Raw genomic sequence first — 22,934 nt, 5'->3', positions numbered from 1 at the left:
CGATCGGCTTCCCAGCCCAACGCGCCCCGAAGCGTCAAATCATCTGGATCATGCCGCGCCGTCGCACACAGGTGAGTGCGATCGCCCGAAGAGCGTGGGCCGCGTGGGGTGGTCGGCAACAAAGCGCACAGGCAGGCTGCGCCCGAGCGCGAAGGGGCTCCGCCAAGAGGGGCGTTGCGTTACTGTGTAGCCGCTCTTCGTTGGCGGCCACCCCGCGAGCACGCCGAAGACCTCGTCGAACAGGGGCTCGAGGAGCGGGTCGGTGTCCAAGCACCTCGAGGCACGTAGCGGGCGTCCCAGCGACCAGGCGTTGTGCGGGTGCGTGGGAGCAGGCGGTGATCAGCGCGCACGCAGGTGCGCAGCTTTGTCGCGTCGAGCGGCCGCTCGAAGGTCATCTCATGTAGACCCGCGAGATGGACCCCGCCACACCCTCGAGCGCGGCATCTGCGCTCCGGGGCGGTTGGGGCAGGATCAGGTGAGGCACATCTCGTGTCCCGCATGCACCCGGAGGTGCGCCTCGTTCACGGGCTCGTGCGTCCCGGGCGTGGTCATCACGCCAGAGCAGGGTGGGCGTCTTCTGGGTGAAGAAGGCCGGCTCGATCACCCTCGGGGTTTGCCATGCTCTTCCGCGGTCGAACCATCCGTTCGTGGCCACCACGTGGTAGTCGGCCACGCGCGGGTCGGCGTAAGAGCGCCTCCAGCAGGGCCGCGAACACGGCGCGTCGCCCGCTGGTCGGCAGCGTGTGGTCGATCCTCCTGTGGTCATCAGGGTAGAGGATGCGCATCTCTCGCCGGGCTGCGGAACGCTCCGCCGAGCCCACGCGCCAGGCTCGGCCATGTGCAGGCGGTGAAGTCGTCCACCACGATGCGCCGACCGGGCGACAGGTCCCAGGGCGCGAGGCATCCCACCAGCTTCCCGTTGGCGTCGCTCGCCAGGTAGAAGCTCTCGATGGAGAAGTCGTCCCAGCTCTGCAGACGCCGGTTCAGCTCGTCGTGCTCGCCCTCGTACACGTAGCCGAGCGCGCGCTCGCGGTTCTGCGTGTTCAAGAACGCGCGCAGGCGGCCGATGTCCTCCGTGCGCGCCACGCGCACGCTCACGTCCGGCATGCCCTGCTTCAGCTGCCGCAGCTTGCCGCGCCCGAAGGGGCGGTGCGCCAGCAGGTTGATCATCTGATACGACGCCACGGGCGTGAGGTCGAACGGCGTCTCCTGGGCGGTGAACGCCGCGCGAGCGCGGTCGTTGGCCATGACGAACGACCCGAGCCAGTGCTTGCAGCCGTGCCAGCCCTCGATCTCGTGGCCGTGGTCGCAGATGGCGCCGTGAAGACCTTCCAGTCGAACTTGAGCGGCGGTCGCGGCCGCGGATGAAGCGCAGATCCGACCAGTGGCCCACCCACTCGACCTGGTCACCCACGTAGCTCGGACGCATCACCAGCGTGGCCATGCCCTCGGCGACGCCGTCGCTATTCTCGACGAGCAGCACGTGGTGCTCGGGGCCCTCGTAACGCAGGAAGCGGAAGTAGTCCGGTCCTTCACGAACGTGATGTTGAACGCGCCGCCCTGCATGCTCAGCCGTCGGTAGCTCCAGGATGGTGGCGTTGTCGTTGGGCGTCGCCCAGCGCGCGTCGGGGAACTGCGCAAGAAAACTCGTTACGTCCATGACTGATCTCCTGTGGCTACGGGGCGCGCCACCTGGCGCAGGTGCAGGGCGGCGGCGCCCTCGATGCAGGCCGAGAGGGGCTCGACCTTGATGTTTCCCTTGACCATGCCGCGCAGGACGCCGAGCTCTTCGTAGACGGCGCGCGCGTGCGGCGTGGTGACCACCTCGGCCTGGGCCAGCTGCCCGAGGTCGCGAGCGAGGTCGTAGTGGAAGAACTCGCGCAGGCCACGCTCCAGCGTCTCCGACCGCGCCTGGTCACGCTCGGGGTTGGGCGCGCCCTCGCACAGCGCCACGTAGCAGGGGCGCTCGGACGTGGGGTGCAGGCCACTCGGCAGCGGGATCAGCGACAGGGGCTGGCAGTCGCCCATCGGCTCGAGTGCGCTGAGCGCGCGCGCGGCCGCGTCGGGGCTCAGCTTCTCGCCCACCATGTCGGTGTCGTCCATGCGTCCCTGGAACTCGAGGCACGGCGTGCTCCCCACGAAGCCACGCACCTTCAAGCGGTCGCGCAGCCCGTAGCGCAGGAGTCCCGCGCCGGTGGTGAGCAGTGGGCGCACCTCCTGGCCCTCGCGCAGCTCCCACGCGAAGTGCGAGCGCTCGGTGGCGAGGTCCACGAACTCGTAGAAGTGGCTGCGCGACGCCAGCACGTGCTTACCCCGGTAGGGGATGGTGACCACGCCCTCGGTGGCCCACAGACCCTTGCCCTGGAAGTGCGCGTGGGGGGCGAGCGCCTGCAGCCTGCGGGCCCAGCTCGCCGACGACGAGGTGTCCCACGCGCTGATCAGCGAGAGCGACGGCCAGAGGGCGCGCAGCAGCTCGGGCGTGGCGGGGCCGGGGTAGCTGCGCAGGATGGCGGCCACCTCGGGGGCACGCGGCGCGCCTCCCGGCAGACCGCTGCGCTGCCAGCGCCCTTGCACGAGCGTGTCGCATAGCTCCGTGCGGTGGCGCTCGAGCCCCTCGAAGAGGTTCAGCGCGAACGTGGGGCTCCACACCGAGATCAACGACAGGTCACGCGCGGCGAGCAGCCAGGCGAGCGTGGCGAACAGCGAGTCGTCCGAAGACTCGGCGAAGGCCACCCAGCGCGGCACGGGGGCCATGAGCGCCGCGGCCGCGCGCTTCTCCCACGAGAGCAGCTGCGTGTCGTCGTTCACGTTGCCCGGCGTGTCGGCGCGCAGCTCGGTGGGGATCCACGAGAGCGACCAGTAGTGCCGCCCGGCGCGCACACCCGGCACGCTGCGGTAGAGGTCGGCCACCCAGGGCGTGACGGCGGCGTCGAGGTCGGCCAGGAAGCCGGGCGTGTAGGGCACCCACTTCACACGCGAAGCTCGACCCGCTGGTGGGCTGGTAGCGCTCGCAGTGCTCACGCGTGAGCATGCGCTCTTCGCCGGCGCGCTGACGCGTGACCAGCGCCTCCACGTCGGACCACGAGTGCTCGGCGACACGGTCGCGGAACGCCTCGGCGCTCATGCTGCGCGTGAGCCCCAGGCGCTTGGCCTGGAGCGAGCCGTCGAAGTGCTCCAGCTGGCGGGCCAGCGTCGCGCGCTGCGTGCGCTCGACGTCGTGGAGAGCGTCGTCGAAGCGCCGCGCGCCCCACGCACAGACGGCGCGCGCCGCCTGATGCGCGAAGGGTCGCAGCTGGTCCTTCATGCGCGGTCCTCCAGCGTGAACGGCGTGTCGTCGGTGCGCCCGCGGAGCTGCCGCGCGAGGTCAGCCAGCGAGGGCATGCGCTCGCCCAGCTCGGTGGCCAAGGCTCCGGGGGGCGGCGCCGAGCTGCGCATGCGCGACGACTCCTTCGCCAGGTAGGGCCACAGCAGGTTCAGCGAGACCTCGCCCACACAGGGCAGCTCCACGCCGCGGTGCCACTCGGGGTTGCGGTCTTCGAAGAACGCGATGGCCGGGTTCTCGGCGCGCAGCTCCTCGGTGATGGGCGCCACCGGGTCACGCAGGCACTGCGAACCCTCCCCGAAGTCCAAGATGCCCTTGGTGGGGTTGTAAGCGCGCGGGGAAGAGCTGCCGGCAGTACTGGTCCACGATGCCGCGCAGGCGCGGGTCCGAGGGGTTGTCCGCCCGCGGGTAGTTCGTGACTAAGTTGTTCGCCAGCAGCAGGTAGGTCTTGTAGCCCTTCGAGATCAGCAGCCAGTAGATGGGCGTGCGGGGCATGCGGGCCTTCACGCCCAGCATGTACCGAACGAAGCCGTCCTTGAGCGCGCGGTCACCCCAGTAGTCGGGGTGCAGGATGGTGTCGCCGCTGAAGACGCCGATGGCCGGGCGTCCGTCGTCGTCGAGCTCGACCTGCTTGATGGTGCTGAAGCCGCGGATGGTCGCGGCCTCGTTCTTCTCACGCACCATGATCACGCCCGACTTCTCGGAGAGGTCCTTGATGAACGTCGCGAGGTCCGCGTTTTCGTAGAAGCGCGAGAAGAGCGCAGGCATCTGCGTCAGCTCGATGGGGAGATGGATTCCACGCGCCGGAAGCGCGCGGTGAGGGGGGCGAGGGGGGATTCGTGGTTCACGGGGGGCACCTGATTCCTTCCAATCTGGCAACCGTGTACAACAGCAAGTTTCGAATTGCGATTGGATTATTTGCGAAAACTTTCTACAAACATCTTGTCAATAAATTCAAGTTACTTGTCGGTAAGTTTTCGCCAGCCGTCTACAACGTTCAGCTACTACCGCGTCATAACTATATGATCGACCGTAGAAGCCACGACGCTCAGTGACGGGGAGAGACACCCATGACCGTGTTACAGCATTTGAGTCTGCATGTGCACCCTTCGCACATCGCAAAAATGACGGGGTTCATGGGCCAAACCGAGCGAGAAACCACCGTTTTGACACTGGGTGTCAGGTGTTGCGGCGGATGCGGCGGAAGGCGAGCGCGGCCAAGACAGTGACCGCAGCGGCCACGACCCAACCCTCTGGGGGGACGCGCTGAGTCAGCGCGGCGGCCTCAGGACCCCAGTACACCATGAGCCAGAGGCCGGGAATGCAGCCGATCAACGCCCCCGAGCAGGCACGGAAAAAAACGCGCGCGGGACAGCCCCATGACGTAGGCGGGGCCCGGCGCGAGGAACAGGACCGACCGCATGGCGAGGGAGACGAGGAACGCGTTCTCGCTGACGCGCGACTCCCACTTTTGGAAGCGCTCGGGCACACGCGCGCTCACCCAGTCACGCGCGAGATAGCGCGCCAAGCAGAAGCCGAAGGCCATGCCGCCCGCACTGCCCAGCACACACACCACCAGCGCGATGGGCTTGCTGAAGAGCACCATCGCGGCGATCACGATGAACGTGGCCGGCACGCCCAAGCCCTCGAGCGTGGCGTGCACCAGCACCCACGCGATGGGCGCGAGCGGGCCGAGCGCCGTGACGTCCGTGCGCACACGATCGGTGTCGCGCAGGTAGTCGAACGCGCCCGTCACCCACAGCACCCCGGGGACGACGAGCAGCAGAATCACCCACTTGATCGACTGGCTTTTGGGGGCGCTCTTCGCGTCCGTGCTGGCAGTGGTCTCGTCGCTCATCGGCGGACCTCGCGGGGGTGCTCGCCTGACAGCGTGGGCAGATGTGCGTGCCCCGCTGGCCCACCACGAACTTCTGCACGGTGGCAGCGCAGCGGCGGCACGCGCGCCCGTCGCGGCCGTAGACACGGAACTGGTCTTGGTAGCTGCCCGGCTGACCCTCGGGCGTGCGGTAGAACGTGTCGAAGCTGGAGCCCTCGCGCGCGATGGCCTCATTCAGGATCATGCGTATGGCGGTGACCAGCTTGGCCGCCTGCGCCTTGGTCACGCGGTCAGCGGGCAGGAGCGGGTGAAGCTTTGCCTCGTGCAGGGCCTCGTCCACGTAGATGTTGCCGAGGCCCGCCACGAACTCTTGGTCCAACAGCAGGGGCTTCAGCTGACGCTGTCTCCCGGCCAGCGCCTGGGACAGCCACGCCGCCGTGAAGTCGTCTTCCAAGGGCTCCGGTCCCAGGTGCGCGAGCGTCACGCGGGGTCCTCCGTGGAAGGTGAAGCGCCCGAACTTGCGCACGTCGTCGAAGCGCAGCGTGTGCTCGTCGCTGAGGCCCAGGGCCACGCGCGTGTAGGGCCCGAGCGGCGTGGCGCTGGGCTCCACGTACAGGCGCCCGCTCATGCGCAGGTGCACCAGCAGCGCGCCGGCAGGCTTCACCACGCCATGCGTCTCCGTGCGCGTGAGCTCGAGCACGATGTACTTGGCCCGGCGACCCACGCGCGTGATGGTGGCTCCGCGCACGCTGCGGTCGAAGTCCCGCAGGCTCGGCCCGCCCAGGGAGCGCAGCCAGCCCGCCTCGGTAGAGACGATGGTGCGGCCCGTCACACGCGGGGCGATCAAGCGCGCGACGGTCTCGACTTCGGGGAGCTCGGGCATGACGCCCGAGAGACTACGCCATCACTAGACCATCACTACGCCATCATTTTTCCGAACTTGGCGGTCAACACGGGGTCGGACGCCAGCTTCACGCCCCAGGCCTGCGCCACGCCGCCGTACGAGCCCATGTTCAGGCCGTACATCTTGAGAGCGCCGTTCATGTCACCCGTCTGCATCTTCTTCATCATCTTCACGTAGTCGGACAGCTTCGCGACCGGCTGACCGGGGAAGACCACCGGGTCGGGGTCGCCCATGTCTTCGCCAGCCGCCATCTGCTGAGCCACGGCCTGCGCGTTGACGCGCGCGCCCTCCACGTCGAAGTGCCCGCCGCGGATCTGCTCGGCGATGCGCCCCTCGTGGCTGTTCGGGTCGATGCCCTCCACCTTGAGCCGAGTCAGGTTCACCTGCTGCTCGAAGAAGGCGCGCAGGCGTTGGTCGCTGCGCAGGCGGATCTCCCAGGCCTCGATGCGCCCGCTCGCGGCGGCGTTGTCGGCCTTGAGCCCGTACTCGCGGCACAGGGCCTCGAGCGCCTTCCACTGCTCGTTGCCGAACGCGTTCGCCACGGCTGCGAGCCGACCGCCGGTGTGCTGCGCGTGCTTCGCCGTGATCGCGTCGCGCCGCGCCGACAGCTCGGCGTACTGCGCGATGGTGAGGCCCTCGTGCTTCTCCTCCTGCTGCTGCGTGCTGTTGCGAGCGTCCATGTCGCGCAGCCACGCGTCGAAGCCATCGAGCTTGGCCTTGTCGTGCCCGCCCATGGCCAGCCAGGCCAGCGCCAGAGGCCGCTCGAAGCAGGTGAACCCGTCCTTCGGGATGCTGGCGCGCAGCTCGCCGAAGAGCGCCTCCACCTCGGGTCGCAACGCGGGCTCTTCGCGCGTGAGCCAGGCCAGCACGATGATGGCCGCGTCGGTGGTCCAGTCCACCGGCCCGCGCGCCAGGTTGAACAGCGCGAACTTGCGGCCCGCCGTGTCGCTCCAGCTGTTGTCCGTGCGCGCGATGACCAACGCGGCGGCCACCTGCATGCGCTGCACCCACGCGAACGGGTCCATGCCCTCGGGCGGCGGCGGCGGGTGCACCATGCCGGAGAGCAGCTGCTCCACCCAGGCCACCCCCATCTGCGCGCCGAGCGGCTTCGCGGCGGCGTCCCAGCGCTCCAGCAGGAAGGTCTGCCGGGCGATGGTGGCCACGGCCTCGGTGGCGCGCGGGTCGGGCGCGGGCACGTTGGGATACCCACGCTGCGCGTCGAAGCGCCACAGCGAGAACGACACGGGGCCGCGTGATGCGCGCGGGTCGGGCTGTTGAACCTTCTCGTAGCTGAGGCCCACGCCGATCTGCAGGCCACGCGCGGCGGCCCAGCGCTCGAACGCCAGCAACACGCTGGGCGACTCGGGGTGCGTGACCTTCATGTCCAGCTTGCCGCCCTGGCCACGCTCGGGGTGCTGGGTGAGGTCACGCACGATGTTGCGCAGCGCGTTGGCGCTGGCGTCACCCGGCCCCGGCAGGAAGTGCACGTAGTCACGCTGCGGCTCCATGTCGCACAGCAGCTGCCACGCGCGCCCCGAGTGCTCGGCCTGGTCGTAGAGCGCGAACTTGAAGGCCGGGTTGCCCGTCTTCTTGAACTCCGCGTAGGTGATGGACGACTCGGCGTGGCGGTGCTTGGGGTTCTGCGCGAGCACATCGCGGTAGGCTGCGATGGCCTCGTCCCAGCGCTGCGCGCTCAGCAGCGTGTCGCCGATGTCGAGCTGGGTGGAGATGGGGTCGGCGCCCTCGAGCGAGCGAGTAGCGGTACCACTCGATGGCGCGATCGGCGCCGCCGCCGTCGCGGTGCGCGGTGGCCACCATGATCGCGGTGCTCCAGCGCTTGTCCAGCTGGTGGCACTGCTCGGCCAGCTGGATGGCGGGCGCGAAGTCTCCCGCGCGCCGCAGCGCGGACGAGCCGGCCATGAGCACCATGAGCTCCTGCGCGTGCTGCTGGCGCAGGATGGTCATGACCAGCACGGCGGCCAGCACGTTGGGGCGCCGGTAGTCGTCGTCGGCTACGGGGCCGGGCACCCGAGAGCCAGCGCAGCGTGGGGATGACCACCAGCTTCACCGCGTCTTCGGTGCTCATGCCGTTGAGCCGGCCTTCGGCGGCCCACTCGGCGCCCCACTGGAAGTAGGGGCACGTCGGGCCGCAGGTTCACCACGAAAGCACAGCTCGCGGAAGGCCTCCACGTTGTGGTTGAGGCGCGCCTGCACGTATGCGCGGGTGGCCACGGTGATGTGGTCGAACTTGGCCTGGTCGTTGCGCACCAGCGTGAGCGTCTCGGCGCCCCGCGCGCGCCACGATCTGGTCGAGGATGCCCCGCATGGCGGCTGCGTTCTGCGGGTCCACCGACAGCACCGAGGCCTCGCGTGGAAGAGCGCGCTGCTGGAGGTCGCTGACCTGGAAATGCCTTGGTCGCGCTCTCGATGTTGGTGCGCGTCCCCTGCTCCGTGAAGTCGACGTTCATGCTGATTACCCCCGTGGTGGTGCGCGCCAAGCTACCAGGCGTCGCGCTCCGGCGTATGCGGATTCTACGACTTCACTCCCCGTGCAAGTCTTCAGCGACGACGGCCCCGTCGGGCGGGGCGAACAGCGCCTGCGACCAGGCCTCTCCCAGCGCGAGGCGGGAGACCCGGATGGTGGTCACCACGTCTCCCGGAACGCCCGCTTCGAGGTCCCACGCGGAGGTGTCGAGGCGCCCCGCGAAGCGCAGCCCGTCCACGACGGTGGGCTCGCTGTAGCGCATCAATTTCTCGGGTGTGTGCCCGCCTTCCGGGAAGAAGCCCGGGTAGCTCACCACGTAGCGCAGCGCCGTGAGGTGATGCGTGTCGGGGTGCAGGTACAGGATGTAGTAGTCGTCGGGCGCGTCGCCCACGCCAGCTCCGTACGTCAGCTTCACCAGCTGATGGACCACGCCATCGAGCGAGGCGTCCGGGGGCGCTCGTGCGCGTCCCTGGGTCGGCGCCGCCACGAAGGGCATACCCACGAAGTAGTACTGGCGTCAGCGCCCGAAGCGTGGGCTGCTGGGAAACGCGTCCACGCCGGGCGTGATCATGCTCGCTCGCCGTCCCACCCGAGGGTGGCCTCGGGGCCGCTGCCACCCGGCAGCTCGGTCTGCCGAGCCCGGGCGCTCCAGTGGTCCACTTGGTTGAACGTGCGCATGCGGCGCTCTGGCTGAGCGCTCGGCTGGTAGTCGAACTCGAACGCCACCGTGCTCTTGCCGAGCCAGGTCTCGAGGCCGCCGTGGGCCTCGGATGGACGCCCAGACGATGGCTCCCGCGGGGTGTGCCCGCAGACGCGCCCGAGACGAGGCCACGCGCTCGGCCACCCAAGAGGGTGGTCGAGGGCCCACGACCTCGGGCAGGGTCGGGGCCACAGGCTCGCTAGAGGGTGGGCTCTCTGCCCCGGGCGGCGGCTCGGACGTGGCGGTTCCGCAGCCTGCTGGACCGAGCGCGAGGGCCATCAGCGTACATGCGGTGAATCGAACGGCGTCGCGTGGCACGCGACTACATAGCGGTCGAGGGGCGGCGATGCATCCGCGAACATCGATCCAAGTCGCAGTTCGCGTTAGCCTCCGAGGCGATGACCAACCTAGCGTCACTCCCCCGCCGCATCGCCGTGCTCTCACCTCGGGGGGCGACTCACCCGGCATGAACGCCTGCGTGCGCGCCATCGGTCGTGTGACCGAGACGGCCGGTGCGGAGCTGCTGGCCGTCATGGATGGCTACGCGGGTCTGCTCGATAACCGCATCTTCCCCCTCGAGCGTGCGGACCTCGACGCGCGCGCCTCGCACGGCGGTACACGCCTCGGCACGGCACGCTGTGCGGCCTTCATGCAGCCCGAGGGGCGCGCCCGCGCCGCGGAGAACCTGCGCGCGACGGGCGCGGACGCGCTGGTGGTCATCGGTGGCGACGGCGGCATGCGCGGGGCGCTCGCCCTCATGAACGAGCAAGGCATCGCGGTGGGCGGGGTGCCCGGGACCATCGACTGCGACGTTCTCGGCACCGACGAGACCATCGGCTTCGACACCGCCGTGGGGCGCGGCGTGGAGGCTATCGACCGCCTGCGTGACACCGCCGAGAGCCACCACCGCGTGTTCCTCGTGGAGGTCATGGGCCGGCACTCGGGCGCCATCGCCATGGCCGTGGGCGTGGCCGGCGGGGCGGAGGCCATCGTCACGCCCGAGTGGCCCACCGACGTGCCCGTCTTGGCGGCTCATCTGATCGCCGAGTGGGCGAAGCGGAACTCGAGCTGGTGGTGGTGGCCGAGGGTGACGACCAAGGCGGCGCGGCAGCGCTCGCCGCGGCGTTGCTGCCGCCCGTGCCCGGCGCCGACATGCGCGTCACGGTGCTGGGCCACGTGCAGCGCGGTGGTCGCCCAGCCCACGCGACCGGCTCCTGGCGGCACGCCGTGGGTGCCGACGTGGCCAGCGGGCTCTTGGCCGGGGAGCGCGGCTTCATGTCCGGCATGGCACGGTGACGTGCGGCGCGTGCCCATCGCCGAGTGGCGTGCGGCAACCAGGAGCCCGCCACGCGGCTCGCGGACCTGGCGCGCGCGCTGTCGTTGCTCAGCTGAGCGCGCGGTCCAACCTGAGAGCTTTCTCATGTTCGTCTCAGGGCGGCTCGTGTCGGCGCCGTAGAGCGATGTCGCCTCTGCCACCCGTTCGTTGCCCGCTCGCGCGCGCGCCTCCTCGCGCTCCCGGTGTTGCTGCTCGTTTCCGCCCCGGCGGCCCCGCCGGCGCGCAGGCCACGACGCTCGACCACCCGAGCACGCCGCACGCCGACGTGCTGGAGCTCACCTTCGAAGAGGCCATCGACCTCGCCCTGGTGCGGCCCGAGGCACGCGTGGCCGAGCAGGTGCGCGCCCGCCGCGCCGACGCGGACGCCGACGTCGGCCGTTGGGTGGGCAACCCCAGGTGCAGGTGCAGGGGGCCGGCGCCGTCGCCCGCAGCCTGATGTGGGGTCAGCGCAGATCACGCTGCTGCGGGGTTCGCGCTCGGGCGCGTGGGTGCGGCGCGGCCTCGGGGGCCTGGCCGCCGAGCTCGGCGCGCGTTCGACGTGGAAGAGCGGGCCGAGCGCATGCTCGCCGCGCTCGAGGCGGAGAGGCCTGGCTGGTGCTGCAACTCGCCGAGCGGCGCGTGGTGGCTGCGGTCCCCACGCTCCGGCTGCGCACAGCGCTCCTTCGCGTGGCCGAGGCGCGGCAGCGCGAGGCCGAGCGCGACGCGCGCGGGACGGGCGCGCTGGGGGTGTACGTGGAGCGCGACTCGCCGCGCGACATCGTGGTGGCGGGCGTGGCGCAGTTCACCTCGGCGTGGTGGACCGTGGCGGACCAGCGCGGGCCGCGGCGGCCGAGGCGGTGGCCCGCGCCGAGGCAGAGATCGTCCGCGCCAGCCACGAGTCGCACGCCGTCTTCCACGCCGCCATCGACGCGCTAGAGGTGACGCGCGCCACGCGCGACCGGCACGGCGCGGAGGTGCTCGTCGCCTACCGCGCGCGCGTGAGCGCCATCGAGCGCAGGTTCGCGTTGGGAGCCGCCACGCGCGCCGAGCTGCTGCGGGCCTCGCTGGACTTGGCGTTGGCCGAGATGGACCACGAGGCGCTGGCGGGGGACGCCGCGCGCGCCCAGCTGCGCCTGCGCCTGCTGCTGGATGCCACCGTGAGCGCGGAGGCGCGGCCATGAGCCGTCTCGTCCACGAAGGTCTCCGCGCTCCCCTGCTGCTGCTCCTGGCGCTCGGAGCGTGCGGCGGGGAGCCCCGAGACGAAGGGGCGGGCTCCACCGCCGAGTCTGCCGCGCCGCCGGCCGTCGAGGGCGCGCGCCGAGGAGCCGAGCGCGCCCGGCACCACAGCGGCCACGGACGCGCGCGACGACGAAGCGACCGCCGACGCCGACCTCGATGGGAAGAGACCCTCGGGCGTGTGGTGACGCGCGGTGGCGTGGTGGAGGTGGGGCTATCCTTCGAGGGGGCGCGTGCGTCGCCTGTTGGTCAGCGTGGCCAACCCGTCGAGGAGGGCAGCGTGCTGGCCGAGGAGGGAGGTGCCCGACTGGCGGTGGCCGCGGCGGCGGTGGCGGGTCTGGGCCACGAGCGCGGCGTGCTGGGCATCGCGCCGCGAGCGCTGTGGTGCAGCTGGTGGAACGGGGGCCTCGCGCCGCGCGAGCCGGCTGGAGGGTGTGGACGGCACCTGGCCGAGAGCCGGGGACGCGCCGCGACGTGGCGCTCGCCAAGCGTGCGCGCGCGCGGGGACCGTGCGGACCAGGCGCACCTCGCGCGCCACGGCGTCCTGCAGGTGCGGGCGCCGCGCGCCAGCGCTGGTGGATCTGCTGCTCGCCGAGGGCGGTGTGGTGGGTCCGGTGCGCCGCTCGCACGCTTGGTGGGGACCCAGCGAGGCGGTGGTTCAGGTGACCACGGCACGGCGTCCTCCGACCGGCCCCGTCACCGTGGTGACGGACGACGGAACGCTGAGCAGCAGCGCGCTGCACGACCCGTGCTCGATCCCGAGATGGCCTCTTCCAGGTTCTATCCGCTCACGGAGGCGCTGCCCCGGCACGCGTGTCACCGTGCGCTCCAGCCCAGGCACCGATGATCAGGCGCCTGCTGCCGCCTCCATCGAGAGAGCGCGGGTTCGGTGCTCGCCGTGGTCGCGGCGCTCGCGGCGGCGTCCCTCCTGTCGGCGCGCAACCTGCGGTTGGATGCGCTGCCCGGACGTGACCGGTCCGCAGGTGCAGCTGCTCCCCCGCAGGCGCCCGGCTACACCCCGAGGAGGTGGGCGTCTGGTCACGCGGCCCATCGAGATCGCGCTCGGCGGCCTGCCGGCCTAGCCAGGGGGCCACGCAGCGCTCCCCTCCTCGCGCTACGGGCTGAGCGTGGTCTCGCCGTGTTCCAGGACGACGTGGACCTCGTGCGCGCACGGCAGCTGGTGGCCGAGCGCCTGGTGGGCCTGCCCCGCTGCCCGCCGGCGTCGAGACCCCCTGAGCTTGGGCCGCTGACAAGGCGGCCTCGGCAGGATCTTCCCACTTGCCGTGGACGGCGAGGCTACGGACGCCACGCAGATCCTGGAGCTGGTGGAGCTGCGCGCGCCCTGGATCCTGCGCTCGGTCCCGGGCGTGGTGGAGGTCAACACCTGGGGCGGCACGCGGCGCACCATGGACGTGATCGGCGACCCCATCGCCATGGCCGCGCACGGCGTCTCGCTGGCGGAGCTGCGCGCCGCCGTCTCGACCTCGAGCGGCGCGGTGCCGGGGGACGCCCTCTCGGCGGGCGAGGGGCGCGTGCTCATGCGTGGCCGCGCTCCCTCCCAGCCACGGGACCTCAGGCGCGCCGTCCTGCGGGCCGCTCCGGGCGGCGAGACGCTGCGCATCGGCGACGTGGCCAGCGGTGCGCCTTGGCCGAGCCACGCCTCGGGACGGCCACCGCCGAGGGCCGCGGCGAGGGCGTCTACGTGATGGTCCAGATGCTGCGTGGCGAGAACGCGCTCGAGGTGCTGGAGGGCATCCACGCGCGCATGCCAGAGGTGCGCGCCGTGCTGCCGAGCGGCGTGGAGATCGAGCCGATCTACGACCGCAGCGACCTGGTGAACGCCACGCTCCGCACCGTGGGCAAGAACCTGCTCGAGGGTGGGCTATTGGTGGCCATCATCCTGTTCCTCATGTTGGGCAGCCTGCGCGCCGCGCTGGTGGTGGCCCTGACCATCCCGCTGGCCATGCTCGGCGCGGTCGTGGGAATGGTGGCCCTCGAGGTGCCGGGCAACCTCATGAGCCTCGGCGCGATCGACTTCGGTCTCTTGGTGGACGGCGCCGTGGTGCTGGTGGAGGCCATCTTCCACCGCTGGTCGGAGCACCCAGAGGAGGACCCCTCGGCGGCCATGCGCCGCGCCGTCACCGAGGTGGCGCGCCCGGTGGCGTACTCGGTGGCCGTCATCCTCATGGTGTACGTGCCCATCTTGGCGCTCGAGGGCGTGGACGGGAAGATGTTCAAGCCCATGGCCATCACGGTGGTGCTCGCGCTCGCCGCGGCGCTGGCGCTCACCTTCACGTTCATCCCGGCGGCCACGGCCCGCTTCGTGCGCCGCGAGCACATGCCCGCCACCGCCCCCCGCCTGGTGCGCTGGCTCGAGCGCGTGCACACGCCCGTGCTGCGCTGGGTGAGCGGGCGGCCCGGCCTGCTGGCGCTGCTGGCGCTGCTCAGCCTGGTGGGTGGCGGCACGCTCTTCGCGCGCGCGGGCACGGCGTTCGTGCCGCAGCTGGACGAGGGCGACCTGGTCATCCAGGGCACACGGCGGCCCGACATCTCCATCCACGAGGCCGCGCGGCTCGGCACGGCGCTCGAGCAGGCCGCGCTCGAGGTGCCCGAGGTGGCCTCCATCCACAGCCGCATCGGCAGCCCGGCCGTGGCCACCGACGTCATGGGCCTCGAGCAGTCGGATGTCTTCGTGCGGCTCCATCCGGTGTCGCGGTGGCGGGCGGGCATGACGCGCGAGCGGCTGCTGGCCGAGCTGGCCGAGCGCATCGAGGCGACAGCGCCGGGCGACGAGATCGCCTTCACGCAACCCATCCAGATGCGCTTCAACGAGCTGGTGGGCGGCGACGTCACGGACGTGAGCGTGAGCGTCTACGGCCCCGAGCTGGGCACCGCCCGTCGGCTCGCGGAGGAGGTGGAGCGGCGCATCCAGGGGCTCCCGGGTGCCGAGGACGTGCGCATCCTCGCGCCCCCCGAGGTGCCGCTACTGGACGTCGTCCCCGACGCGCTGCGTGCGGCCCGCCACGAGCTGCGCGTGGCCGACGTGCTGGACGCGGTCCAGGCCTATCAGGTGGGACTCGAGGCGGGCGCCACCTACGACGACGTGCTGCGCATCCCCATCCGCGTGCGGCTCACGCCCCCCCCACCAGCGCAGGGCTCGGGCAGACGCCCATCCCCACCGCGCGCGGGCTCGTGCCGCTCGACGCGGTGGCGGCCGTGCGCACGCTCGAGACGCCCAGCGCCATCTACCATGACCGCTCGGAGCGCCGCATCGCGGTGGGCTTCAACGTGCGCGGGCGCGACCTGGGCAGCGTGGCCAGCGACGCGCGCGGGCGGCTCGCGGGGCTGAGCATGCCGGACGGCTTCCGCCTGGTTTGGGGTGGCCAGTACGAGGCCTTCGAGGCGGCCAAGCGGCGCCTCATGTGGGTCATCCCGCTGGTGCTGCTGGGCATCGGGGCCACGCTGCTGCTGCTGTTCCGGCGGCTCGCGCCCGTGTTGATCATCGCGCTGCACATCCCCTTCGCGGCGGTGGGCGGCATCGTTCTGCTCTCGCTGCGCGAGCTGCCCGTATCCATCTCGGCGGCCATCGGGTTCATTGCGCTGTCGGGCATCGCGGTGCTCAACGGCGTGGTGCTGGTGGCGCGCATCGAAGAGGAGATGCGGGCCGGAAAGCCCACGCGCGAGGCCGCCCTCGACGCCGCCCGCGCGCGGCTCAGGCCAGTGTCCACCACCGCGCTGGTCGCCTCCTTCGGGTTCGTGCCCATGATGTTGGCCACCGGCGTGGGCGCCGAGGTGCAGCGCCCGCTGGCCACGGTGGTAGTGGGCGGCCTCGTGACCTCCACCACCGTCAGTCTCTTGCTGCTGCCCGTGCTCTACCCCTACCTGGCCCGCTTGCTCGGGGTCCGCGAAGGTGCCCCGGCGGAGGACGTGGCTTCCTGATAGAACCATGGCCTGCATGCGCATCCTGTTGGTGGAAGACGAGGCCCGCCTGGCCGAGAAGGTGGCGCGCGGCCTGCGTGAAGAGGGCCACGTGGTGGACGTCTGCGGCACCGCGGCCGATGCGCGCCGGCAGGTGCTGGACGTGGTCTACGACGTGGTGGTGCTGGACTGGATGCTGCCGGACGTGGACGGCCCGAGCCTGCTGCGAGCGTGGCGCGCGGAGGGGCTGCGGCTGCCGGTCCTCATGCTGACGGCCCGCGGCGAGGTGGGCGAGCGCGTGACGGGCCTGCGGGCCGGCGCCGACGACTACCTGGTGAAGCCCTTCGCGTTCGCGGAGCTGGTGGCGCGTCTCGAGGCGCTGCAGCGGCGCGCCGTCGGCGCCAGCGTGACGCCGGCAGGGGGGGTGGCGGCTCGACGGGCGGCGCCACCATCTGCGGCGCGGCGAGGCCGAGGTCTCGCTTTCGCCGCGCGAGCTGTCGCTGGCCCACGGAACCCTTCACGCACGCCGGCGACGTGATGACGCGTAGCCACCTGCTCACCGCCGTGTGGGGCTGGGGCTTCGAGGGCGACCTCCAACATCCTCGACGTGTACGTGGGCTACCTGCGCTGCAAGCTGGACGCCCTCGGCCCCGAAGGTCCGCGCGCATCGTGGCGGTACGGGGCGTAGGCTTTCGCCTGTCTCCTGCGGAGCCAGAACGATGAGGCTCGACCGGCGCCTCCTGGCGTACGGCGTCGCGCTGCCGCTCTCGCTCATGAGCATCGCGGGGGTCGGCGTGGGCCTGCTCTTCCAGCGCTCGCTGCTGGCGGCGCTCGATCAGTCGCTCAGCGCCCAGGCGGCCTCCGAGTCGGTGAGCCTCTTCGACCGCACGGATGGCCTCCCGCACTTGCACGCCGACGACTCACCGGTGCGTGCTGCGCTGCTGTCGAGCGGGTCGCTCGAGTCCGCGGCCGCCGCCATCTATGGGCCCGACGGAACGCGCCAGATGGTGGGGCGCGCCAACCCGCTCATGCCCGAGCGCCTGCCGCCTCCGGAGGGCGGAGAGCCGGTGTTCCGTACGCAGGTCGGGACCGCATCCTGACGCTGCGCGTGCCCAGCCCGGATGGCCGCCCGCACGCGCTGTAAACGCCAGCAGCCTCGACGGAGTGGACCGCACCATGGGCGCCTACTGGCGCTCGAGCGCGCTCGGGTTGCTGCTGGTGGCGCTGGCGCTCTTCGGTGGCGCAGCGCCGGCACGCGCGCTGGCTGGGCTCGCCGGCTTGAGGGGATCGCCGCGCACGTGCAGGCCCTGGGCGAGGGGCGCTTGGACCGCGAGCCGCCCGTGGACGACCTGCCCGACGTGGTGGGGGAGCTGCGGGCCGCCGTGAGCCGCGCCACCGTGCGCATGCGCGAAGACCGCAGCGCGCGTGAGCGGCTTCTGGCGGGCGGCGCACGAGCTGCGCACGCCGCTGGCCACGCTGCGCGCCACGGTGGACGTGAGCCTGCGCCGCCCGCGCGAAGACGCTGAACTGCGCGAGGCGCTCGAGGAGGTGGGCGCCGAGGTGACCCGGCTCGAGACCATGGCGCAGGAGCTGCTGGGCCTCGGGCAAGCGCGCGCTGCGCCGCGGGAAGAGCGCCTCGCGGACGTCCGAGAGATCGTGCGCGACTCCATCCGCCGCTTCACGGACGCCGCCACGCTCGCCGACGTCACGCTCGTGCTGCGCGCGTCGGAGGCCACCCGTGCCTTGGTGGAGCCCGAGCTGCTGGGACGCGCGCTCGACAATCTGCTGCGCAACGCGCTCCGCACACGCGCCCGCGAGAGCCGCGTGGAGGTCGCTCACCACGGCCGGCGGCGAGCTGCTCATCCGCGTGCGTTGACGAGGGCGCAGGGCATCCCACCGGGCGCCGAGGAGCGCATCTTCGTGCCTTTTCACCGTGAGCGACGGGCCGGGCAGGGGGGTGCAACTGGGCTCGCGCCGGTGCGCGAGGGGTGGCCGAGCGCCACGAGGCCGCGCCCTGCGCGCTCAGCCGTCCACGCGCGGCGCCTGGCCAGAGATCGCCCTGCCGCCTAGCGGCGCGTCACTTGTGATCGTGAACGGATGCGCCTAGCTCGTCGGTTCCCTGCCGCACCACGCAGTGGCGGTGCCGGGCCGGCGCCAGCTCACCGACGTGAGCGGTAGATCACGAAGCGACGGTTGGCGGCCACCTGATCCCGTGGGAGCGCCACGGCTGCCACCGTTGATGTCCCCCCCGGGCGAGCGCCACGGTGCCGCCGTGGCGGTTCGGTGGTCGGCTCGAAGTAGCAGTGGACTGTTCGTGACCTTGCAGCTCCGATGCGTGGTGCGCGGCCGAGCGGCGTGCGCCCGTCCATCTCGGGGGCGAGCTCGAGGCGCGTGATCTGCAGGCCAGCGGCGCGCTGCGCGATGATCGGCGCGGCGTTGGCCGGTTCGCTGTCATCGAGGCCCTCCTCGTCGTCGCCTTCTTCTGAGGCCCCTTCGTCTCCCTCGAGCAGCGTCCGGCGCCTTCGGTCCCGCGCCGCCACCGCGGCCACCACCGCCCGGCTGCACGCCCCCCAGCAGCGCGGGGCCGCAGCGCGCGGCGCGTCGCGTCGGCCACGCCCCACACGGATCTCCGAGATGCAGAGCTCGCGCCACGTGGGCCGCGCGCCCGCCACCCACTCCAGGATCTCGATCTCGTAGTCGCCCGCCTCGCCCGTCACCGGGATTCGTTGCAGCCGCTGCTCCTCGGTGTTCAGCGTGGCCAGCACTTCGCCACCCGGGTGCCGCACGCGCACGCGGCGCAGGCGGCGGTTGCCCGCGAAGAGATCGCTCGTGCCTGCACCTTGGTGAAGCCACACGTGAGGTCGATGGCGTGCACGCGCGCGCCGCCGGGATGCGCACGTGGATGCTGCGAGGAGGAGGTCGCCCTCGGGCACGGTGGCGGAGTTCCACGTGCGGCCCGTGGCTCACCGTCGAAGAGGGAAGTCGATCTGGCGCGGCTCGTCGCGGTACGCGCTGGTGGTGGCCGGTGGTCTGCACGGTGGTGCGCGGTCCACCCAGCCGGTCTGCTCTCGTTGGCCACGGCGGTGTTCGCTCACGACGGTTAGGCCCGGGGGCGGCGCCCTCGGGGCCGACGGTGGCCTCCAGGTCCGGCAGGCTGCCCGCTCAGCCCCCGCTCGCAGGCTCGGCTGTGGCGTCGGGGGCGTTCTGTCAGCCCTTTTGCTTCGGGTCTCCTCCCGAGCAAAACCCACCAGCGGCGTCAGCATCATCCAAGCGCTCGCGACCACCCCTCTAACCCACAGCGAGGATATTCCATGGCGCGCATTGTCTCCTGCCCCTTTGCGCCGTTAACCCGCGGCGCGTTATCAACCATTCTGTCCGGGCGTCAGCGACGCAGGGCCATCGTCGATCACATCGCCACTGTTTATCTACCGGGCGCGGACAGCGTAGATCGAATGCGCGCATGCGGCGCTCCCCCTCGCGTATTTGCTAAGTGTTTTGGGCCTCCTGGCGCTGGGCTGCGGCGACGACGTCTGTCAGTGCCGCCCGCCTCTGCCGGCCCCACGAGAACCTCTACGCAGTTCAACGAGGCTGCCCGTCATGGACGCCACTGCGCCCCTGCAGCCGGAACACGCGCTCCTTGGTGCGTTCGAGGGCACCGGCTATGAGTTCGGCGGACGCATTCTGGGATATGCCGTTGCGCTCGCACTGAAGGCGTCGGACCTCCGGGACCTATCTGATCTACGACCAGGACCGGAACTACCTGGTGTCCGAGTGGACGAGCTTGAAAGCGCGCGGCCACGCTCGGAGAACGAGGTGGAGCTGCTGGACGACACCTTCGTGTCGCCGGCCGAGGTGGGAAGTCAGCGCAGCTCACGAACCGAGCGGGTCTCCCCGCGTCGCAGGGAAGCCGCCGCCGCACAGGGCGCTTCGATCAGCGCTCTCGGACTCACTGCGGACCCCGAGCAAGCTGGCGTTTCGCCTCGCCCAGCCGAGGGGCTTACGTCGTTTCGGAGATGACGCTGGACGCCACGGGCGAGTCTACGCGCGGCACCTTCGATGATGGAGACCTGTTCGGCTTCGTCGACGCACCCACCTGCCACCAACCCCGGCTTCGGGGGCGGGGGCATATTCCACGGCGCGCCCTTCCACCGCCTGGGCGTCGAGTCTGCGCTACCCGGACTGCGAGCGCTTCCGCGCCTCGGGACGCCGCGATCTGGTGTGGCTACTTCTTCGACGGGGGCGAACACCGACGTGGGCACCCTCGGGACGCCCCCTGGTCGCCTGGGGGCACTCCGGAGTCCAACCACGACACGAGCGGCTAGTCGACTTCCGGGTTCACCCAAGCGCGAGGCTTCCACGCAAGTGCAGTACTACAAGTGGCTGAGCGCGCGTACCTGGAGCGGCCCGTGCCGCGGCGGTGCAGCACGCCACGGGCAAACCAGGTGCTGGCACCTCGGTGACCGTCAACGCCGTCGGTGCGCCACCTTGTAACGACATGGTGGGCGTGGACCGCGGGCATTTGACGAGGCCTCGCCGCCATGGAAGCGCCATCGACGCGCAGTCAGGTGGCTTGGCGATTGCTGGTTCCATCGTGAGCCCGGCCGAGGCCCGCGAGGTCACCGCGTCCGGCGAGCTGGCCGTCATCCTGGGCAACGAGGATCTCGAACCCGTCTTCCCTTTTCGGTTCCGCGCGAGGCTTCCCGTGCGACGCGGCTTTCGAGCGCCAGCGTCCGGCCCACTACCACGCACCGCGGCGTGCGTGCGCTGTTCCCCGTGCTCAAGTACGACAATGCCTTCTCGGCGGGCGTTGGCAGCCGCGGCCATCGAGCTGGGCAACGCATGTCAACAGCGGGCACTATCGAACTTCACGCTGGACTGCAACACGGGCGTGTCCGCCTCAGTTCGACGGCGGCAACTTCTACGGGGCTTCAAAGCCGCCGCGGGAGTTTCTCGAGCCGCCGCTCGATGACCGGCTTCGCAGCGTCACCGGCAATAAAGCCCGCACACCCGGGCGGATCCGCATGCTGGCGCTCGAAGGTCCCTTTACCGCCAGGCCGCCGGGCTCCAGCCGCTGGGCGAGCTGCGCATGTGATGGAGATGAGCCACGGCACGATCTCGGTGGTGGATCCAATCCCTTCAAAGAAACAGTTCGCGCGTGCCTATGTGACAGTGGAAAAGGAAGACCGGGTGCCGGTAGTGCAACACCAACGCCTGGCCGCTCACGACGGCATCACCTATCAACGGGCTGCCGCTGAAGCCGACCGCACGGGCGTTATGGGCGAGGCCTGGTGCGACCACCGCGCTTCATCAGCCAGGTGGTGGACCCGGCCGAGTGCTTCGCTTTGACTCGTGGTGGGCAAGCCAGGCCAGCTCTGCGAGAGTCCGGTTGGGCAGCCCTGCAGAGCGATCCGGATCACCTCATCCGTTCAGTCCTAGGCGGGTGACGTGCTGTTTCGGCCCCCAGTGGGGTGCGCGGTTCAATCCGCGGTCAATGACCACGTGGGCCTGATCCCCGGAGCTGATCGAGGACGCCCGGCGCGATGGCGTGAGCGACGAGGACCTCGGAGCCGCTGGTTCCGACCCCGCCGAGGTTTATCTTCGGCGTGGCGAGCGCGCCGAGATGCGCGAAGGGCGGCGCTGCGGGCCGCGCGCAGCCGTGAGCGGTGATCCGAGCGTGGCCTGGCAGGACGCGCTGGGCCCCCTGGTGGCGGTAGGACGCGCCGAGACCAAAGAAAGAGGTACGACGGAGCCTGGCGAGACTTCCCTGGATGCAGCGGACTGCGCCACGCGGCCCGGGGCCTGGCTGCTTTTGTTGAGGGCCACACTCTCCCCACGGCCGACGCCGAAGTCGCTCGCGAAAGACGCGCCTGAAGCGCAATGCGCGCGCAGGTCCTCGTGGCTGGGCCCGCGGCTCGTGACGGTCGGGCTTCGCGCAGCAGGATGGTCCGTCCCCGCGGCGTGCGCAGATCGCGTCGGCCGTAAGCCAATGGCTTCGAGCCTGGGCGGCCATCGACGTCAGCCAGCTGCGGGGGCTCGCGAGGAAATCGCGTGGATCGCGCGCTGCGGTGACGTACTTCCAGTGCAGCGGCGTCCCCGACGCCGCCGTGAGCTGCCCCGGTGCGCAGTCGTGGCGCGCGCTGCGGCGGCGCGGTGGAGGTCGCCCCCGGAGGCGTCGCGGGGCCAGGGCCCCGGGGTTCCAGTTCGCGCGCCGAGGTGAGACGCCCACGGCGTTCGGCCACGGTTCCGAACCGAGACTCGCCACGCTGGACGTTCACCTTCACCCGGAGCAGAGTCGAGAATCCTCCGCAGCTGACCCCCCGAGCCACCCGAGCCCGGCGCTAGCCTCTGAGCAGTCGCTCGTAAGTGTCGGCCGACTGATCCACCCTCTTCGATGCCCCGATCCAGGATGGCGCGGCGCCGCTTCCTGCGTGCGCGTCCCTCCTCGCGGCCATGCAGGGGCGCAGCCCGGATGGTCCGGTTCTGGCACCGAGTGGTGCCCGACAGCGCGCGGACGTGCGCGGCTTCGAGCAGCTCGCGCGCCACATGGATCGATGCGGGCACGCGCACCCGGCGAGCCTGCCGCCGCCCCCAACTCCGCCTGCTGTGGGACCGCCGAGGCGATCCCGGCGTTCCGCCGGAACACCTCGAAGCGCACCGTGCTGCTCCGGCGTTGTGGAAGCGTTCCTCGCGATGGCGTTCTCTCGGGGCGGAGGCGACCTGGGACGCGACCGGGGTGATGTCCGTGACCGTCCGCGGCCAGACGGACTCCGTGGTGAACGAGTGTGCTGGCAACGCGCCTTACGCGACCATCGGGCGCCGCGGGAGTGGCTGGTCGTCTGATCCAGCGTACTTGCGGACTGACGGCACAGATCGTCGCGAGCAGGGGTTCGGCTCGTCGCGACGTCCACACCGAGGTTGTCTGGCGCCTTGGCCGGACCGTGGAAGGAACGAACATCGCGAGGAGTCCTGGTGCCCTGTGGCTGGAACATCGAGCGCCGGCGACGCGCTCACGCATCAAAGTTGAGCCTCGTGGCTGGTGGACGGTGTCGTGCCGACGAGGCCACCGCCGCCGTATTCTCGGCGCAGCGGGCGGTTTGTCCGAAATGCGGGAGGCCAGTCCGCGTAGTTGCCTCCGCGCGTGCCATCGTCGCCCGAGGATGCAACCATGGGTCCCAGACGCGCCGGGGCTGCCCGACCACATACGACGTGACCCGATC

At 71.1% G+C, this 22,934-nt stretch carries 19 protein-coding genes and 2 pseudogenes; 10 read left to right on the top strand and 11 right to left on the bottom strand.

Annotated features, from left to right (window positions below; genetic code table 11):
- Positions 1 to 765: 765 nt before the first annotated feature.
- The 7 genes from IPI43_32395 to IPI43_32365 form a co-directional block, all read right to left on the bottom strand.
- Positions 766 to 1,248: a hypothetical protein gene (locus IPI43_32395; protein ID MBK7778763.1), complete on the bottom strand. Its 483-nt coding sequence runs from the start codon at positions 1,246 to 1,248 to the stop codon at positions 766 to 768.
- 402 nt (positions 1,249 to 1,650) lie between these two features.
- On the bottom strand, positions 1,651 to 2,964 hold the full coding sequence (locus IPI43_32390) for a GH3 auxin-responsive promoter family protein (GenBank protein ID MBK7778762.1): 1,314 nt from the start codon (positions 2,962 to 2,964) through the stop codon (positions 1,651 to 1,653).
- A 336-nt stretch (positions 2,965 to 3,300) separates the two neighbouring features.
- Positions 3,301 to 3,591, bottom strand: a complete 291-nt coding sequence (locus tag IPI43_32385; protein MBK7778761.1) for a hypothetical protein — start codon at positions 3,589 to 3,591, stop codon at positions 3,301 to 3,303.
- Positions 3,592 to 3,595: 4 nt separating this feature from the next.
- Entirely contained in the window at positions 3,596 to 4,090 is a 495-nt protein-coding gene (locus tag IPI43_32380) for a hypothetical protein (protein MBK7778760.1), read from the bottom strand.
- 517 nt (positions 4,091 to 4,607) lie between these two features.
- Positions 4,608 to 4,928, bottom strand: a complete 321-nt coding sequence (locus IPI43_32375) for a VTT domain-containing protein (GenBank protein MBK7778759.1) — start codon at positions 4,926 to 4,928, stop codon at positions 4,608 to 4,610.
- Complete coding sequence (gene mutM / locus IPI43_32370) at positions 4,828 to 6,042, bottom strand: bifunctional DNA-formamidopyrimidine glycosylase/DNA-(apurinic or apyrimidinic site) lyase (GenBank protein ID MBK7778758.1); 1,215 nt, start codon at positions 6,040 to 6,042, stop codon at positions 4,828 to 4,830. Before mutM ends, IPI43_32375 begins: the two co-directional genes overlap by 101 nt.
- Positions 6,043 to 6,077: 35 nt before the next feature.
- Positions 6,078 to 7,715: a hypothetical protein gene (locus tag IPI43_32365; protein MBK7778757.1), complete on the bottom strand. Its 1,638-nt coding sequence runs from the start codon at positions 7,713 to 7,715 to the stop codon at positions 6,078 to 6,080.
- Positions 7,716 to 7,879: 164 nt separating this feature from the next.
- On the opposite strand from IPI43_32365, the gene IPI43_32360 reads away from it, so the two are divergent.
- Entirely contained in the window at positions 7,880 to 8,065 is a 186-nt protein-coding gene (locus IPI43_32360; GenBank protein ID MBK7778756.1) for a hypothetical protein, read from the top strand.
- Positions 8,066 to 8,145: 80 nt separating this feature from the next.
- Here the strand turns inward: IPI43_32360 and IPI43_32355 are convergent, their stop codons facing one another.
- The 3 genes from IPI43_32355 to IPI43_32345 all read right to left on the bottom strand — a co-directional run bounded on the left by IPI43_32355 (position 8,146) and on the right by IPI43_32345 (position 9,274).
- Positions 8,146 to 8,331 carry a hypothetical protein gene (locus IPI43_32355; protein MBK7778755.1) on the bottom strand — a complete coding sequence of 62 codons (186 nt, stop codon included), beginning with the start codon at positions 8,329 to 8,331 and terminating at the stop codon, positions 8,146 to 8,148.
- A gap of 272 nt (positions 8,332 to 8,603) precedes the next feature.
- Entirely contained in the window at positions 8,604 to 9,035 is a 432-nt protein-coding gene (locus IPI43_32350) for a hypothetical protein (GenBank protein ID MBK7778754.1), read from the bottom strand.
- 80 nt (positions 9,036 to 9,115) lie between these two features.
- Complete coding sequence (locus IPI43_32345; protein ID MBK7778753.1) at positions 9,116 to 9,274, bottom strand: hypothetical protein; 159 nt, start codon at positions 9,272 to 9,274, stop codon at positions 9,116 to 9,118.
- A gap of 440 nt (positions 9,275 to 9,714) precedes the next feature.
- Here IPI43_32345 and IPI43_32340 point away from each other — a divergent pair, with 440 nt between their 5' ends.
- The 8 genes and pseudogenes from IPI43_32340 to IPI43_32305 all read left to right on the top strand — a co-directional run bounded on the left by IPI43_32340 (position 9,715) and on the right by IPI43_32305 (position 17,787).
- Positions 9,715 to 10,704, top strand: coding sequence for a 6-phosphofructokinase (locus tag IPI43_32340; GenBank protein MBK7778752.1), 990 nt, complete (start codon positions 9,715 to 9,717; stop codon positions 10,702 to 10,704).
- A gap of 4 nt (positions 10,705 to 10,708) precedes the next feature.
- Positions 10,709 to 11,020, top strand: a complete 312-nt coding sequence (locus IPI43_32335) for a hypothetical protein (GenBank protein MBK7778751.1) — start codon at positions 10,709 to 10,711, stop codon at positions 11,018 to 11,020.
- 158 nt (positions 11,021 to 11,178) lie between these two features.
- The gene (locus tag IPI43_32330; GenBank protein MBK7778750.1) at positions 11,179 to 11,499 is read left to right on the top strand and encodes a hypothetical protein; all 321 of its coding nucleotides are present in this window, start codon (positions 11,179 to 11,181) and stop codon (positions 11,497 to 11,499) included.
- Positions 11,500 to 11,501: 2 nt separating this feature from the next.
- The gene (locus IPI43_32325) at positions 11,502 to 11,744 is read left to right on the top strand and encodes a hypothetical protein (protein ID MBK7778749.1); all 243 of its coding nucleotides are present in this window, start codon (positions 11,502 to 11,504) and stop codon (positions 11,742 to 11,744) included.
- 944 nt (positions 11,745 to 12,688) lie between these two features.
- Positions 12,689 to 15,738: pseudogene (locus IPI43_32320) on the top strand (efflux RND transporter permease subunit).
- Positions 15,739 to 15,754: 16 nt separating this feature from the next.
- A pseudogene (locus tag IPI43_32315) lies at positions 15,755 to 16,440 on the top strand (response regulator transcription factor).
- Positions 16,437 to 16,817: a hypothetical protein gene (locus IPI43_32310; GenBank protein MBK7778748.1), complete on the top strand. Its 381-nt coding sequence runs from the start codon at positions 16,437 to 16,439 to the stop codon at positions 16,815 to 16,817. The pseudogene IPI43_32315 and the gene IPI43_32310 overlap by 4 nt, the downstream one beginning before the upstream one ends.
- Before the next feature lie 325 nt (positions 16,818 to 17,142).
- Positions 17,143 to 17,787: a HAMP domain-containing histidine kinase gene (locus tag IPI43_32305; protein MBK7778747.1), complete on the top strand. Its 645-nt coding sequence runs from the start codon at positions 17,143 to 17,145 to the stop codon at positions 17,785 to 17,787.
- Positions 17,788 to 17,876: 89 nt separating this feature from the next.
- On the opposite strand, the gene IPI43_32300 is transcribed toward IPI43_32305, so the two are convergent.
- Positions 17,877 to 18,572, bottom strand: a complete 696-nt coding sequence (locus IPI43_32300; protein MBK7778746.1) for a hypothetical protein — start codon at positions 18,570 to 18,572, stop codon at positions 17,877 to 17,879.
- A gap of 2,242 nt (positions 18,573 to 20,814) precedes the next feature.
- Here IPI43_32300 and IPI43_32295 point away from each other — a divergent pair.
- On the top strand, positions 20,815 to 21,063 hold the full coding sequence (locus IPI43_32295) for a hypothetical protein (GenBank protein ID MBK7778745.1): 249 nt from the start codon (positions 20,815 to 20,817) through the stop codon (positions 21,061 to 21,063).
- Positions 21,064 to 22,934 lie beyond the last annotated feature (1,871 nt).

Source organism: Sandaracinaceae bacterium, from assembly GCA_016706685.1.
In the GTDB taxonomy this organism is placed as follows: Bacteria; Myxococcota_A; Polyangia; order Polyangiales; family Houyiibacteriaceae; genus JADJJE01.
This window is presented reverse-complemented; position numbering and strand designations above follow the sequence as displayed.

What these genes read in the sequence shown, in the direction of transcription:
- IPI43_32375 (MBK7778759.1), bottom strand. Translation starts at nt 4,928, where the DNA reads ATGGTGCTCTTCAGCAAGCCCATCGCGCTGGTGGTGTGTGTGCTGGGC.
- IPI43_32295 (MBK7778745.1), top strand. Translation starts at nt 20,815, where the DNA reads ATGAGCCACGGCACGATCTCGGTGGTGGATCCAATCCCTTCAAAGAAA.
- IPI43_32340 (MBK7778752.1), top strand. Translation starts at nt 9,715, where the DNA reads ATGAACGCCTGCGTGCGCGCCATCGGTCGTGTGACCGAGACGGCCGGT.
- IPI43_32335 (MBK7778751.1), top strand. Translation starts at nt 10,709, where the DNA reads ATGTCGCCTCTGCCACCCGTTCGTTGCCCGCTCGCGCGCGCGCCTCCT.
- mutM (MBK7778758.1), bottom strand. Translation starts at nt 6,042, where the DNA reads ATGCCCGAGCTCCCCGAAGTCGAGACCGTCGCGCGCTTGATCGCCCCG.
- IPI43_32310 (MBK7778748.1), top strand. Translation starts at nt 16,437, where the DNA reads ATGAGGCTCGACCGGCGCCTCCTGGCGTACGGCGTCGCGCTGCCGCTC.
- IPI43_32395 (MBK7778763.1), bottom strand. Translation starts at nt 1,248, where the DNA reads ATGGCCAACGACCGCGCTCGCGCGGCGTTCACCGCCCAGGAGACGCCG.
- IPI43_32380 (MBK7778760.1), bottom strand. Translation starts at nt 4,090, where the DNA reads ATGCCTGCGCTCTTCTCGCGCTTCTACGAAAACGCGGACCTCGCGACG.
- IPI43_32360 (MBK7778756.1), top strand. Translation starts at nt 7,880, where the DNA reads ATGATCGCGGTGCTCCAGCGCTTGTCCAGCTGGTGGCACTGCTCGGCC.